This is a genomic window from Pseudomonas sp. LBUM1641, assembly GCF_059716235.1.
This window is the reverse complement of sequence record NZ_CP166815.1, coordinates 215150-229770: the sequence shown is the minus strand read 5'-3', so window position 1 is coordinate 229770 and position 14621 is coordinate 215150. Positions and strand designations below refer to the sequence as shown.

12 protein-coding genes and 1 tRNA gene are annotated in these 14621 nt (G+C 60.4%); 2 read left to right on the top strand and 11 right to left on the bottom strand.

The genetic code is table 11. The features are described from left to right. The first annotated feature begins 211 nt into the window (after positions 1 to 211). Positions 212 to 1210 carry a sensor domain-containing diguanylate cyclase gene (locus ACA046_RS00980; protein ID WP_076015549.1) on the top strand — a complete coding sequence of 333 codons (999 nt, stop codon included), beginning with the start codon at positions 212 to 214 and terminating at the stop codon, positions 1208 to 1210. 119 nt (positions 1211 to 1329) lie between these two features. Here ACA046_RS00980 and ACA046_RS00975 read toward each other — a convergent pair whose 3' ends face one another. The 3 genes from ACA046_RS00975 to gabD all read right to left on the bottom strand — a co-directional run bounded on the left by ACA046_RS00975 (position 1330) and on the right by gabD (position 5578). After that, entirely contained in the window at positions 1330 to 2538 is a 1209-nt protein-coding gene (locus ACA046_RS00975; RefSeq protein ID WP_497675730.1) for an HDOD domain-containing protein, read from the bottom strand. 137 nt (positions 2539 to 2675) lie between these two features. Continuing rightward, entirely contained in the window at positions 2676 to 3953 is a 1278-nt protein-coding gene (gabT, locus tag ACA046_RS00970) for a 4-aminobutyrate--2-oxoglutarate transaminase (RefSeq protein WP_497675729.1), read from the bottom strand. Positions 3954 to 4135: 182 nt separating this feature from the next. Next, a complete protein-coding gene (gabD, locus tag ACA046_RS00965; protein ID WP_003218155.1) occupies positions 4136 to 5578 on the bottom strand; it encodes an NADP-dependent succinate-semialdehyde dehydrogenase in 1443 nt (480 codons plus the stop codon). Between the two features lie 395 nt (positions 5579 to 5973). Between gabD and ACA046_RS00960 the strand changes: the two genes are divergently transcribed. Beyond that, positions 5974 to 6050 (top strand) — tRNA-Arg (locus ACA046_RS00960). A gap of 596 nt (positions 6051 to 6646) precedes the next feature. On the opposite strand, the gene ACA046_RS00955 is transcribed toward ACA046_RS00960, so the two are convergent. The 8 genes from ACA046_RS00955 to ACA046_RS00920 form a co-directional block, all read right to left on the bottom strand. Further along, positions 6647 to 7246 (bottom strand): hypothetical protein, encoded by a 600-nt coding sequence (locus tag ACA046_RS00955; protein ID WP_497675728.1) that lies wholly within the window; start codon positions 7244 to 7246, stop codon positions 6647 to 6649. Beyond that, on the bottom strand, positions 7243 to 7803 hold the full coding sequence (locus ACA046_RS00950; protein WP_497675727.1) for an RNA polymerase sigma factor: 561 nt from the start codon (positions 7801 to 7803) through the stop codon (positions 7243 to 7245). The genes ACA046_RS00955 and ACA046_RS00950 overlap by 4 nt, the downstream gene beginning before the upstream one ends. Before the next feature lie 26 nt (positions 7804 to 7829). Next, positions 7830 to 9491 (bottom strand): vWA domain-containing protein, encoded by a 1662-nt coding sequence (locus ACA046_RS00945; RefSeq protein WP_497675726.1) that lies wholly within the window; start codon positions 9489 to 9491, stop codon positions 7830 to 7832. Positions 9492 to 9565: 74 nt separating this feature from the next. Continuing rightward, the gene (locus tag ACA046_RS00940) at positions 9566 to 10147 is read right to left on the bottom strand and encodes a hypothetical protein (protein WP_177069512.1); all 582 of its coding nucleotides are present in this window, start codon (positions 10145 to 10147) and stop codon (positions 9566 to 9568) included. A 74-nt stretch (positions 10148 to 10221) separates the two neighbouring features. Then, positions 10222 to 10440 carry a hypothetical protein gene (locus tag ACA046_RS00935; protein ID WP_497677031.1) on the bottom strand — a complete coding sequence of 73 codons (219 nt, stop codon included), beginning with the start codon at positions 10438 to 10440 and terminating at the stop codon, positions 10222 to 10224. A 98-nt stretch (positions 10441 to 10538) separates the two neighbouring features. Next, a complete protein-coding gene (locus ACA046_RS00930; protein WP_497675725.1) occupies positions 10539 to 11141 on the bottom strand; it encodes a hypothetical protein in 603 nt (200 codons plus the stop codon). An 86-nt stretch (positions 11142 to 11227) separates the two neighbouring features. Continuing rightward, a complete protein-coding gene (locus ACA046_RS00925) occupies positions 11228 to 11806 on the bottom strand; it encodes a hypothetical protein (protein ID WP_497675724.1) in 579 nt (192 codons plus the stop codon). Between the two features lie 88 nt (positions 11807 to 11894). Then, entirely contained in the window at positions 11895 to 14483 is a 2589-nt protein-coding gene (locus ACA046_RS00920; RefSeq protein ID WP_497675723.1) for an autotransporter family protein, read from the bottom strand. Positions 14484 to 14621 lie beyond the last annotated feature (138 nt).

Genomic DNA, 14621 nt, shown 5'->3' with positions numbered 1-14621 from the left:
GTGAAGCCAGACAGCACGCGTTAGCGTTGACGCCCTTCGCGAGCAAGCTCGCTCCTACATGTTTCTGGCGCCATTTCTTGGTCGCCTCAAATCGGCGCTGATAACGGAACTTAGCTGCAAATTCCCCCTCTCAAACAACACTTCGCCATCCCGGCGGCCCTTGTTGTGACCGCTGCCCAACCCCGCGGCATGCCCAGAGAGAGTTGTGCCGATGGTCCCCGAAAAGACCTTCACCGACACCCCCGTCCACGACCAGCCACGACCGGCAGCCGCCGCTACGTTGCTGGCGCTGATGCATGCCCAGGGCGAAGTGGAACGCTTGAGTGAACGCGAGCAACTGCTGAGTTCACTGCTGGTCAGCGTGAATGCCGTGCTCTGGGCCATCGAGTGGGATACCCGCCGCGTGCTGTATGTCAGCCCGGCCTATGAGCGGGTTTTCGGACGTACGGCGGGCATGCTGCTGGCGGACCATCGGGAATGGCGCAACAGCATTCACCCCGAAGACCTCGACTATGCCGAGCACAGCCTGGCCCAAGTGCTGCTCAGCGGCGCCGTGGAAGACCGCGAGTACCGCATCATCACCGCCGACGGGCAGATCCGCTGGCTCAGCGACAAGTGCTACATCAGCCAGCAGGCCGAGCCCGGCCAGCCGGTGATCGTCGTGGGCATGGCCGAGGACATCACTGAAAAGAAGCAGCTTGAGCTTGAGTTGCAGCGCCTGGCCACTACCGACGTGCTGACCCGCAGCAGTAATCGTCGACACTTCTTCGAATGCGCCCACCACGAGTTCGAACGCGCCTGCCTGCAAGGCACGCCTTTGGCGTTCCTGTTGCTGGACATTGATGACTTCAAAGTGGTCAACGACACCTACGGCCACCTGGAGGGCGATCAGGTGTTGCAGCGTATCGCCGAGAGCGGTCGAGGGGTTCTGCGCCGTGGCGACCTGTTCGGGCGCATTGGCGGCGAAGAATTCGCCGCCGTGCTGCCCGGTTGCGCACCGGAGATGGCAATGCAGGTGGCCGAACGCTTGGGGCACGAGATTGCGCAACTGAGTTTCAGCCATGACGGTGAGAGCTTCGCGGTCACCGTCAGCCAGGGTCTCGCCAGCCTGACGGCCGAGGATGCCAACGTCGACAGCCTGTTCGCCCGCGCCGACGCCGCGATGTACGAGGCCAAGCGACAAGGCAAAAACCGCGTACTCGCCGGCTGAGCTACACCATTACCTGTGGGAGCCGGGCTTGCCCGCGATGCAGGCACCTTGGTGTGTCAGTTGTACCGGGATGATGCTATCGCAGGCAAGCCAGCTCCCACACTGGCCCGCATCGCCTGCTAAGTTTTGCGCATACGCGCCAATTCCGGCAAACCCACCTTGAGCAAGCGCGCCGTCTTGCTTTTTGCCAGCGCCTCGACGCCTTCATGCTCGGTCAGCCGCGCCAGCTGCGCCGCCAGGTTCACCACCAGCGCTTCCCGGGAATACACCCCGCCTTCCAGCGAGTAAATCGCCGCGATCAACTGGCGCAACTCCAGCGGCAAGCGCCAGCGCGTGCGCAGCGCCGAGCCATAGGCCGCGCCGAAGGTGTAGAGGGACTCGCCAATGGCTTCGTCATCGAGTTCGCCACCGCCCTGCAGCCAGTCTTGCAGGCATCGCAACAAAGCCAGGTCGCCAAGCCGATGGAGAATGCCAGCGCTGTAGCAGCGCTCGTGATCAAGGTCGAGCATGCGCCCCAGGCTGCGGGCGTAATCGGCGGTGCGTTGGGACAGCTGCCAGTAACGCTCGGCGTAATCCTTGAGGCCAGGGTCGCTCAGCACCACGTTGTGCTTGAGGGCCAGCCCCAGGATCAGGTTCATGCTCTGCCCGGCCGCCAGCTTGTGCAGGGCCATGGCCAGGGTTTGTACCGGCGAGCCGTGATACCCGGCGCTGTTGGCGGCGGCGATCAGCACGGCGGTGATTTGCGGGTCCATGCGCACCTGCTCTTCCAGGCGCTTGAGGTCCAGGCCCTCCGGTTCCAGGCTGTATTGCACCGCGGCCTGCACGTCGACTCGCAGCGGCGCGCCATCGGACGCTTCGCGGCGCCGCTCCAGAAACACCGGCAAGGTCATGCCCGGCGCCAGGGCCGGGACTTCGCAATACACCGTTTCGCCTTCATTCAGCAGCAAGTCTTGCAGGCGCTGGGTCAGGCTTTCCATGTTCAGGGGTTTGGTCAGGTACGCCGTCGGCGCCAGGGGCAAGACTTCGTGCACGCTGGCGCTGTCGTTGCGGGTGCCCAGCAGGATAAACGGCAACAGCGGCGTTCGCCGTTGCTGGCGCACGCTGTGCAACAGGCTCAGGCCATCGACGCCGGGCAGCTCCCAGTCGGCGATGATCAGGTCGTAGGGTTTGTCACGCAGCAACTCGGCGGCTTGCTGGCCATCGGCACACACATCCAGCCGTGCGTCACAGCGCACATTCAGTAACACCTGCTTGAGCAAATCCCGGGACCAAGGGTCGGCCTCGGCAATCAGCACACGGGGTACAGCAGGTAAATCAACAGCAGTCATCCAGCACGCTCCATCGGCAATACCAGCACCTTAGACAAAGGAGCCGCCTGGGTACAATGAACAACGGCTGAATACCGTTCATCGGGCACAAAAAAACCCGCCTAAGCGGGTTTTTTGTCGATCAGGTCAACTTTCGATCACAGCTCGGAGAAGCACTCTTCGATGATCGCCAGGCCTTTGTCCAACTGCTCGTCCGGCGAGGTCAGCGGAACCAGCACGCGCAACACGTTGCCGTAGGTGCCGCAGGACAGCAGGATCAAGCCCTTATCGCGAGCCTTGGCCACCACGGAAGCAACGGCAGCGGCGTTCGGCTTGTGGCTGTCGCCATCTTCGAACAGCTCGACCGCAATCATCGCGCCCAGGGCACGCACGTCACCGATTACCGGGTACTTGGCCTGGATAGCTTTCAGGCCGGTCACCAGGCGCTCGCCGACAGCCTTGCAGCGGTCCAGCAGGTGCTCTTCTTCGAACACGTCCATTACCGCCAGGGCCGCAGCGCAAGCGATCGGGCTACCGGCGTAGGTGCCGCCCAGGCCACCCGGCGCGATGGCATCCATGTATTCCGCCTTGCCGCACACGCCGGCCAGCGGGAAGCCGCCCGCGATGGATTTGGCGAAGGTGGTCAGGTCGGCAGCGACGCCCATCTGTTCCATGGCGAAAAAGGTACCAGTACGGCCGGCACCGGTTTGCACTTCGTCGGCGATCAGCAGGATGCCGTGCTTGTCGCACAGTTCGCGCAGGCGCTTCATGAACGATTTAGGCGCGACGTAGAAACCGCCTTCGCCCTGCACCGGCTCGATGATGATGGCAGCGATATCACGCGGCTCGGCATCGTTCTTGAAGATGCGTTCGATGCTGGCGATGGAGTCGTCATCGCTCACACCGTGCAGTTCGTTCGGGAACAGCGCGCGGAACACGCCGCCTGGCATCAGGCCCATGCCGGCCGAGTACGGCACGACTTTGCCGGTCAGGCCCAGGGTCATCATGGTGCGACCGTGGTAAGCGCCGGTGAACGCGATTACGCCGGCACGGCCAGTGGCGGCACGGGCGATCTTCACGGCGTTTTCTACCGCTTCGGAACCGGTGGTGACCAGCAGGGTTTTCTTGGCGAAATCACCCGGCACCTTGGCGTTAACTTTTTCGCACAGCTCAACGTACGGCTCGTAGGCCAATACCTGGAAGCAGGTGTGCGTCAGCTTGTTCAGCTGTTCGGTCACGGCCGCGATGATTTTCGGGTGCAGGTGACCGGTGTTCAGCACGGCGATACCGCCGGCGAAATCGATGAACTCGCGACCTTCAACGTCGGTCACGGTGGCGTTCTTCGCCGACTCGGCGAAGATCGGGTGAATCTGGCCAACGCCGCGCGGTACAGCGGCTTCGCGGCGTTTCATCAGGGATGCGTTGGTCTTGCTCATAAAGTCCTCATTCGCCACTCATCGGGTGGCGTGGTCCAAGGAATACGTGGCGGGGAGGCAACTACGGCAGCATGCGATGATCGACTGCCACAGCTTTCCCGGCCACTACGAATAACGGTGTGAAACACGCAAAGGGACAGCGCTCTCGTGCCCTTTGCGTTTACTGCAATCTCGCGCCGGGCTTAGATGCCCAGGCAGAGGTATTTGATTTCCAGGTAATCCTCGATCCCGTACTTGGAGCCTTCACGGCCCAGGCCCGAAGCCTTGATGCCGCCGAACGGCGCCACTTCGTTGGAGATCAACCCGGTGTTGACGCCAACCATGCCGTATTCCAGGGCTTCCGCCACACGGAACACACGGCCCAGGTCGCGGGCATAGAAGTAGGAAGCCAGGCCAAACTCGGTGTCGTTGGACATCGCGATCACTTCGGCTTCGTCTTTGAAACGGAACAGCGGCGCCAGTGGGCCGAAGGTTTCTTCCTTGGCCACGGCGGCGTCTTTCGGCACGTTGACCAGGATGGTCGGCTCGAAGAAGTTGCCTTCCATCACCTTGCCGCCAGCCAACAGGGTCGCGCCTTTGCTCAGGGCATCAGCGATGTGTTCCTGAACCTTGGCCACGGCCTTCTCGTCAATCAGCGGACCGGTGGTGGTGCCTTCTTCCAGACCGTTGCCGATCTTCAGCTTGGCCACCGCCACTTTCAGTTTTTCAGCGAACGCGTCGTACACCGAATCCTGAATGTACAGGCGGTTGGCGCAGACGCAGGTCTGGCCATTGTTGCGGTACTTGGAAATGATCGCGCCTTCGACGGCCTTATCCAGGTCTGCGTCGTCAAACACGATGAACGGCGCGTTACCGCCCAATTCCAGGGAAACTTTCTTGATGTCCTTGGCGCATTCGGCCATAAGCTGGCGACCGATTTCGGTGGAGCCGGTGAAGGACAATTTACGCACGATCGGGTTGCTGGTCAGCTCGCTGCCGATATCGCCGGCGCTGCCGGAGACCACGCTGAACACGCCTTTCGGAATGCCGGCACGCTGGGCCAGTTCAGCCAGGGCGAACGCGGAGAACGGGGTTTGCGACGCAGGCTTGAGCACCATGGTGCAACCGGCGGCCAGGGCCGGGCCGGCTTTACGGGTGATCATCGCGGCCGGGAAGTTCCACGGCGTGATGGCAGCGGTAACGCCGATCGGTTGCTTGATCACGATCAGGCGCTTGTCCGGCTGGTGGCCGGGAATCACATCACCGTAGACGCGCTTGGCTTCTTCGGCGAACCACTCGATGAACGAAGCGGCGTAAACGATTTCGCCCTTGGCTTCGGCCAGCGGCTTGCCTTGCTCCAGGGTCATCAGGCGAGCCAGGTCATCCTGGTTCTCGATAATCAGCTCGAACCAGCGACGCAGCTTGTTGGCGCGGTCCTTGGCGGTGAGTGCACGCCAGGCCGGCAGGGCCTTGTCAGCTGCTTCAATGGCGCGACGGGTTTCGGCGGCGCCCATTTTTGGCACGGTACCGAGGATTTCGCCGGTAGCGGGGTTGTTGACCTTGATCGTTTGACCGTTGTCCGCATCGACCCAAGCGCCATCAATGAAGGCTTGCTGGCGGAACAACTGGGTGTCTTTGAGCTGCATGTCGGCTTTCCTTAACAGCACCGCGCACGCGCGGAGCGAATTAGAGTTGTTGAAAGGCGCCTTGAGGGCTGCCGTCAGGGAAATCATTCACTGGGCGCAAGCACGTAAATAGCGCACGAAAGGACAAATGTGCGGTTCAGCACCCAGGCAGGAGCGTTTGAAATCTCAAACGAATCCTAGGATCAATGGGGGTGCAGGGCAATAGTCTGTTCGAAAAAAAGAACGAAAACGGCGCATTTGCTCCATTTTTCTGATCAGCGTGTTTCAGGCGAGTTCCGCCCTATTGCGCCGAGACGCCCGGCACAGGGCGTCAGCGGCGCGTATTCCTACGGGCGGCCGGGCGAAAAGCGGCATGGACGCCCAAGGTCGACATGGGTATGATGTCGCCCGCACAAGCATCCGTAGCTCAGCTGGATAGAGTACTGCCCTCCGAAGGCAGGGGTCGTGGGTTCGAATCCCGCCGGGTGCACCATATACAGATGAAAAAGCCCCAGGTCGAAAGACCTGGGGCTTTTTTGTGGGCGCAAGATAAGGAAGAAGATGCAAATAAAGTAACAGTTTTATGGCTGACCATAAGTTTCTCGACCAGCAAAGTGAAAGCCCGAGTGACGCCACACATCGAAGGGCGGGCGCTTGTATCGATTTCAAGCAGGAGGGACTTGCACATGCCTAAAGTGATGCACCAATGATCCAGGGTTACCCTAAACCTTGGCAGAGCTACCAGGACCAACTTGAGATATTGATAGCTCGCGGAATGATCGTTACAGAACGATATAACGCCTCACCCACCACTTGATGAAGATCATCAATCCGTCATCAAGCTGGGGACGACGGCTGAAAGCACTATTGGAGAATGACTTTCCAGACTTGTCCCACCTTGATCTGAATTTGGAGGGCATGGGAGTGGATCACCACTGGCAGAAGCGCGATTGGTAATCGAAAAAATCAAGGCAATAAAAAACCCCTGAGCAATTGCTGCACCGAAGCGCATCAACCGACAGGGGCCGTGTTGCGGATGATTACAAAGGCCGGGAGTCTCTCGTCAACCACCGGCTGGCGACCTCCACCTCAAGGATTTTTCAACGCCTCCAACCGCGCCGGCAGATCCTCATTGGGAAAGCGTTTGTGCAACTCCAGCAGCTTCTCATCCGCCGCCTTCGCCTCTCCCGCCTGCCGCAACCGCAGGATTTCCTGCAGCCCTTGCTCAAGCGGCGGCAGCACAACAGCCGCGCGTTTGCTCATCTTCGCCACCGGCTCATCCGCCAGCGAACCCGCGACTTCTGCCTGCACCTGCGGTGCGCTATCGGCCTGCGGAGCCACTGAGAATCGAGCCATCGGCGCCGCTGCCGGTGCCGGACGGGCCAGTTCTTGCGGAGCCGCCGCGTAAGTCCCTGTGGATAACTCCGGCTGCGGCACCGGCGAGCGCGTGACCAAACCAATCATCAGCGCCACACCCGCCACGGTCGCAAAAGCCATCTGCCAGCGCGGCCGTTGGCACGCCTGTAACCAGCGCTGCCACAGGCTGGGTTGCCGCACCGGTGCTTCACGGTGGGCGGTGGCCAGGATGAAGGCGTCCAGGGAAGCCGGCGGCTCGCCGCTGGTGTGTTGACGGAAATGCTCGATCAGCAGGTCGTCGTTCGAGTCCTGGGTATGTCGGGAGTCAGTCATGCGGGTACCTCCTCGGCCAGCAGTCGGCGCAGTTTCTGCTGGGCGTAACGCAAGCGGCTTTTTACCGTTTCCAGTGGGGCGCCGGTGAGTGCGGCGATTTGTGGCACTTCCAGCTCGCCATGCAGGCGCAGCAGGAACACTTCGCGCTGGTCTTCGGGCAAGTCTTGCAGTGCGCTGTCCAGGCGCGCCTGGTCGCGGCTCAGGCTCAGTAGTTGCTCGGGCCCGTCGCTGTCGTCGGGCTGGCCGTGAAGCTGCTCATCGTAGCTGTCGTGCAGCGGGTTGTGGATGCCGTGCTTGCGCCAGTGGTCGATCAGGCGGTTGCGGGCAATCTGGAATAACCAGGTGCGAAAACTCGCCCGCCCCTGTGGCTCGCTGGTGCTGCGGATCAGGCTGAGCCAGGTGTCCTGGAACACTTCCTCGGCCAGTTCGGCCTTGTTGCTCAAGGACACCAGAAAACGGTACAGGCCCTGTCGATGCCGCGCGTACAGGGCTTCGAACGCTGCACCGTCGCCGCTGCGGTAGCGGGACAGCAGGGCTTCGTCGCTGGGTGAATCCATCAGGTGGCGCACTCCTTTGAGGTGGATCAGTGTTTGGCCGGGGCCTGGAGGCTCTGGGCCAATTCGACCAGTTGCACAAACTCGCTGCGCAAGCCGAAGGGGTCGTCGCCCCGGGCGGAGCGGGCCAGTGCGGCCGTGTCCTTGAAACTCATGGAGCCAGTGTAGCGGCCATCACCCTTGAGTTGCTGGGCGAAGGCGGCCACGGCGGCAGAGAAACGCAGGTCGTCGCTGGGTTTGCCGCTCTGCTGGTTGCTGATCGGGTGTTCGATCAGTCGGCTGTTGCCGCCTTCCGCTGGTTTGTAGCGTACCCGCAACATCGCCAACTCATCAGTTTTACCGTCAGCCTTGGCCGCCGATGCGTAGCGCAGTGGCTCCAGCCAACCCTGTTCACCCTTCGGGACAATTTCATACAACGCGGTCACCGTATGCCCGGCACCGATTTCGCCGGCGTCGACCTTGTCGTTGTTGAAATCCTCACGCTTCAGGGCGCGGTTTTCATAGCCCAGCAGTCGGTATTCGCTGACCTGCGCCGGATTGAATTCCACTTGCAGCTTCACATCCCGGGCCACCACAGCGAGGGTCGAGCTGAGTTGGTCCACCAGCACCTTGCGGGCTTCGCGCAGGTTGTCGATGTAGGCGTAATTGCCATCACCGGCATCGGCCAGTTGTTCCATCAGGTGTTCGTTGTAGTTATCCACACCAAAGCCGAGGGTGGTCAGGGACACACCGCTTTTGCGCTGGTCGACGGCCATCTGCTTGAGGCTGTCGAAGTCACTGACGCCCACGTTGAAGTCGCCATCGGTGGCCAGCAGGATGCGGTTGATGCCCTTGTCGATAAACCCTTCGCGGGCCATTTGGTAGGCCATTTCGATACCCGAAGCGCCTGCGGTGGAGCCGCCGGCCGTCAACTGGTCGATGGCATTGCGGATCTTGGTTTTGTCTCGGCCCGAAGTGGGCTTGAGCACCACTCGCGATTCGCCAGCGTAGACCACGAGCGATACGCGGTCCTGATCGCGCAGTTGGTCCACCAACAGTTTCAGGGTGCTCTTGACCAGTGGCAGGCCTTCGCGGCGATTCATCGAGCCTGACACATCCACAAGGAACACCAGGTTAGCCGGTGCCAGGTCCGCCACGGCGCGGTCCGAGGCCTTGATGCCGATGCGCAGCAGTCGGGTGTGGGGGTTCCACGGTGAGGGGGCCACTTCCGTGGTCACACCAAAGGGCGAGCCGTCGGTGGGCAGGGCGTAGTCGTAGGGAAAATAATTGACCATTTCCTCCAGTCGCACAGCACCTTCGGGCGGCAGGCTGCCTTGGTTGAGGAAACGTCGTACGTTGGCATAGCTGCCGGTGTCGACGTCGACGCTGAAGGTGGAAACCGGCGCTTCGGCTACGCTGCGGATCGGGTTGTCCGGTAGGTTCTGATAGTGCTCCCGAGGCTCGGCCTGGTATTGCAGGGCGACGGCGTCGTTCATGACCAACCGCGACGCCATCGGTGCAGGAGCAACCATCCGCTTGACCATGGCCCCCCGAACGCTGGCGGGCTCACTTTGCACCTCCACAACAGGTGCCGATTCAGCAGGCTTGGCCACATCACGGGATGAAGAAAGCCCACACCCGGCGAGCGCCACCAACAGGGTCACGGCAAAGCCTTGGGCGGCAGGACGCAACAGCAGAACAGGACGGGACATGGTCTGAACCTCGTGAGTGAATGATCCGTTCACAAGGTCAGACGCAAGGAGTGGGTGATTCGGGTTAAAGCAACTTAGCGTGACGGAATATCGCGCAAATCATCGACGATAAAGCGGCTCAACACGCCCGTGTAAAACGGCTCGACGCTGGTGTTGCCGGTATTGCTGACGATCCCGCCGATCGTCTTGTATTGCTGCCATTGGCCAAACAAGCCCGCGGGAACCAGGCTGTCGCGGTCCTTGGCGAAGTGTAATACCTCGGCACCGGCCTTCTTGACCTTGACCAGGTAGTTGAAATCCACACTGGTCAGGACCGTGTTGTCATCAACGAGCACGGTGGCGATCCCGCCCTTCGAATCCTGGAAATGACGGGCGTAGACGACCTTCACATCCAACAGATAGTCGGCGCTTTCCTTGCTGGTGGCGTAGCGCTTGGCCGTGATCAGGCGATTGACCAGGTCGACACCCAGTTGCTCGCGAACTTTGTCATCAGGCAGGAAGCGTGGGTTCTTGCCCACCACGTCAACGTCGAAGGTATCGAGCCAATAGGTGGCGGTCTTGGGGATGTGAACCGGTGCGGGGGAAATGTAGTAAGCCGGCTTGGAGGCGCAGCCAGCCAGAAAGCTGAATGCCAGGAGTAAAGCAACAACGCGCATGTCTGAACTCGTCCCTGAATGATGTCAATTTGACTTCATTTTACGACGTTGTCGGCGCCTTTTCGAGTCCTGCTTCAATTTGAAGCAATAGCCCCAGCGGCCAGCAAGCCAATACCGGTGTACCACCCCCAAAGGAACGGCCTGGCCTGGCGATCCTTTTTGGCATAAACGTACACATAGCACGGGATGAACAGGCACAGCAGTGCATGCCCCAGCGAGTTTTTAACGGCCACACAAAAAATGGCCAGCTGCATCAAAATCGCCAGGCCCAGTCCAACCATTACCAATGTCATTACCACGGTATTTCTCCTGCGCGGGTGCGTGTGTTACTTCGAGTGGGGCACGACGGCACAGACCAACTTATCGCCAAGGCGACGAAGCTAACCCGCCATCAGGCGTACAACGTCCAAAAGTCCATGCCATCCACAACCCAATATCTTTGCTCTTTCGGGATCAGCTCCGCGAATGATCCAGACGCTTGCCCGTCCCAGTCCGAGGGCACATAGGACTCATGAAACCTGTCCCAATCAACATGCCGGAACACCTTGCTATCCAGGTCCACATAAAAGCGGGGCAGCCTCATCCGCATTTTTTCGCATTCATCCAGACGAGGCTTCGCGTGGCCAGATAGAACGGCCTCGATATGGTTATGAAATTCGCCAAGGTAGGCAGCGGAGTAACCGTAGGTGAAGAAACTGACCATCCACTCCAGCGAATAAACGTTGACGCTGTTGTTATCCAGATAACGCTGAAAGGTGTTCACCTCCAGGACCGGAACGCCCCCTCTGAACTCGGAAACGGCCTGGTCATAGAGGCTACTGTCCATGACGCCACTTTCGATATAGCTCCTGTATTCAGGCCTGACATCGATACAGAAATTTCCCTTGTCGTCTGCCAGGTAGTAGTACTTGCCACCAGCGACAAACACCGCCAAGTCCTTGTGCCCCTCGAAAATATCTTCAAGCAGGCCATCAACATCATCTGCAGAAATCATCAGCGCCTCTTCTGTTGCCACGGAGCCCGGCGGTACCCGTCGATACCTGAGCGACTATCGGATTTGCATTGGCGCCGGGCTCTGGCTCACGCCGCCGGAGCCACAGTCGCCACCGGAATACGCTCGTTAGGCACCGTCACGTCATACACATGCTGCTCACACCCCTTCCCGATAATCACGAACTCCACCAGGTAAACCTTTTGCTTCTCAGGCTTGAAGGTAGAACTCATGGGGCCGCATTCATACACATAGGTTTTGACGAGGCCAACGTAGTTGGCGTTGTAGACCCGAGACTCACCGATCACTTCAAAGGGCTGCCCCGGGTCAGCCTGCACTTCCAACTGCGGGAAGCGTTTGACGACAGCGCTGTTGGTGACTTCGCTCATCTTGGCGATCCAGCCAAATACCTTGCCGCGACCGGAATCAACCACCGTCCCGAGAATTTCCGGGCGCTGGTCCACATCGGAACTACGGCGTACGGAGAACTGCACCGGGTAGGTAAAACCGGTTGCCTTCATGATGACCTTGGCGTGTTCGGCGTCCACCTCGACCTTGTTTTGCTGCAACTGGACGCCGTCCTTAAGCAGGGTTGGCGAGGAGTTTCTGGCAGTGGAGTGGCAGCCGGCCAAGGCCAGGGCGAGGATTAGGAGTGAGGTCTTTTTCATGGGTAACTTCCTTGAACACAATTAAAAATCTGGCTCGGGCTACGTGGGAGAACCGCAGCCCGACGCCGTTTTCTATCGGCTGTAAAACTTAAAACGCGTACCGCGCCTTGAGCATCACCCCATCCGCATCAAACCCACTGCGGGCCTGGCGGGTGTAGCTGGCCCCCACGGTAAAGTCCGACACTTGGTAGTTCACGCCGACACTGGCTTCATAGCTGTCACGCGCCACCGAAGCGCCGGTAACGGTGAACGCAGAACCGCCGAGCACATAGCTGGAGGTTTGTGCGACGCGATCACCCATCAGGTCGTGATACGCCATCAAGGTTGCTTCCGGCTGCAGGCTACCGGCGCCGATTGGCAAGTTGCCCGCCAAGCGCACACCAGCACCCAGCTCGCCCACTTCATAGCGTTGCGACTGGGTGCTCAGCGCGGCCGAAGAACCCTTCTCGTCGAAACCGTCCATGCGCACGTTGGCGTAACGCGCTGCTACGCGCGGCTCGATCACCACGGCCTGCGACGGCTTGAAGCTGTAGCCGCCGATCACACTGGCAGACAGCACATTGCTGTCGTAACTGCCCTTGGCTGTGGTGCCGGCGATATGGCGTTTGCTGTCGTTGTCGTTATGGCCATAGCTGAGGCTGCCGTCGACAAACCAGTTTTGCAGCGACCAGTTGCCGTAAAGCGACAGCGCATGGCCCTCCACATCGGTCTTGTTGCCGAGGTCGGAATGGATGTTGGAGTTAAGGTAACTGTACGCCACGCCCAACGTGGTGGTGTCGTTCAAGCGCCCGTCCACACCCACGGCCATGCCGCTGCTGTTGGCCGAGTAGCCGTTGTTGCCGCCACGCCCGTCCTGGTCCATGTTGCTGCTCAGGCCCTGCACCCACACGCCGCCGACCTGGTGGCTTTCGCGCTGGTCGGTGAGGCGGTTGAAGATCGCGCCGTTGATCACGGTCTGGCCCGACAACGCCACGTCCAGGGCGCCGCGGTTGACGTCCGGCTTGAGTTGCTCGCTGACTTGCGCCAGTTGCTGCGCAGTACCGGCGTTGGCCAGGGCCTGGAACACTTGATCGTTCTGGTTGAGGCCGCCGAGCACGTCATTTTTGAAGGTATTGACCGCCGTGGCCGCTGCGGCACTGGCGCCCACGCCGGCCAGCTCTTGCTGCACTTGCTGGTTGTCCTTGACCGCCACCACCGCCTTGACGGTTTGCGCGTCAGCCGAGTAGCTGAGCACGTCGAGCAACGACGACGAACTGGCGACCGACAGGCCGTTGTTCTGCACGCTGGTGGCTTGCAACAAGGTGTATTGGGTGCCGTTGTTGGTGCGCGCGAAGTCGCCTGGCTGCGCGCTCACCGTCAGCTTCGAGGCCTGGGCGAACGTGGCGTTGCCATTCACGTTGAGGTACGGCGTGGTCGGCACGACGCTGTCGGACAGGTGCATATCGATGCCCGCGCCGTTGGCCACGTTAAGATCGCCGGTGATCGTGGTGCCCGGGGCGGAAAGGTTCAGCGAGCCGGAGTTGATCGAGACCGGCGCGATGATACGGCTGCCGGTGAAATCGGCTTGGCCTGCGACATTCACCGCGCTCAAGTTGAGCAGGTCGCCGGTGATTTTGCCGCCGGTCCAGTTCAGCGTGGCGAGGTTGGCGGCGTCGATGGCGGTGCCGGAGTTACTGCGGATCTCGCCGGCTTGCTGGTTGATCTCAAACGCCGAAGTCTGATCGGCAGCGTCCACGTGAATGGCTGTGCCATCGGCGCTGATCGTGCCGCGGTTAACGATGCCACGCGCACCGGTTGCGCTGTTCTGGGCAAAGGTTGCCCCGGCAAACTCGAAGGCATTGGCGTTGGTGCCCGTGGCCTCAAGGGTGCCGGTGTTGAGGATGTAGTCGACCGTGCCGTTTAGAAACATCACTGTCTTGGCGTCATTGCCGTTGGCGGAAAGCAGTCCGCTGTTTTCAATGCGCAGAGGATTGGTGTCAGTTTCCACCTCGATACCCCAGGCGCCCTCGCCTGTTGCCTTGAGCGTGCCGGCGTTGAGGATTTTGCCACCGACGGTGGTGCCCAGATTGTTCTGACGGTCGAGGATCAGGCCGATTGAGTAATCACCGTTCAAGTCGATTACGCCGGTGTTGGAAACGTCGCCGGCGATGGTGGTGCCATGCAGGTAAATGCCTTCACCGCCATCCACGTAGGAGGGTGAAGCCGGCGGGGTCAGGGGCAGCGTGGAACGGATGGTGCCGGAGTTGATGACACTTCCACCGATGGTCGTCGCGCCGATCTCAAGGCCCTCGTAACCCCCATTTTTCATAAGAATGTTGCCCGCCTGAACCACGTCCCCGGTGACAGTTCCCGGGCTCAGGTTTTGCGGGCCCGACCAGAACAGCGGGTCCAGGGCAATCGCACGGATGGCGGCGCCCTGGGAATCCAGAGTGATGTCGGCACGGTTGATCAACGAACCCTGGATAGTGGTGTTGGCCACACCCAGTCCGGCAGGGTTGGTAGTGGTCGGCACCACTACTTCGGAGAACGTCCCGTTGATAATCAATGACTCATTAAAGGTCTCGCCGACCCAAATGTTCTTGCCCTGCCCCAGGTCGAATTCCACCGCCAGCGCTTGCGCACTGATTGCGCCGACCATGAGTGCCAACAGGCTTTTCTGGAACTGCTTACGCTTCATTTCAAACTCCATGAACTACATTAAAAGCCGCCAATAGGCCCGGCGGCAGTAGGTGTACTGAGAGAGGGATCAATTGATCCGATGCATTCCCCCGGGGTGCCTTTCTGAAACGCAGGCGCGCAAATGTGCACCGCAGCC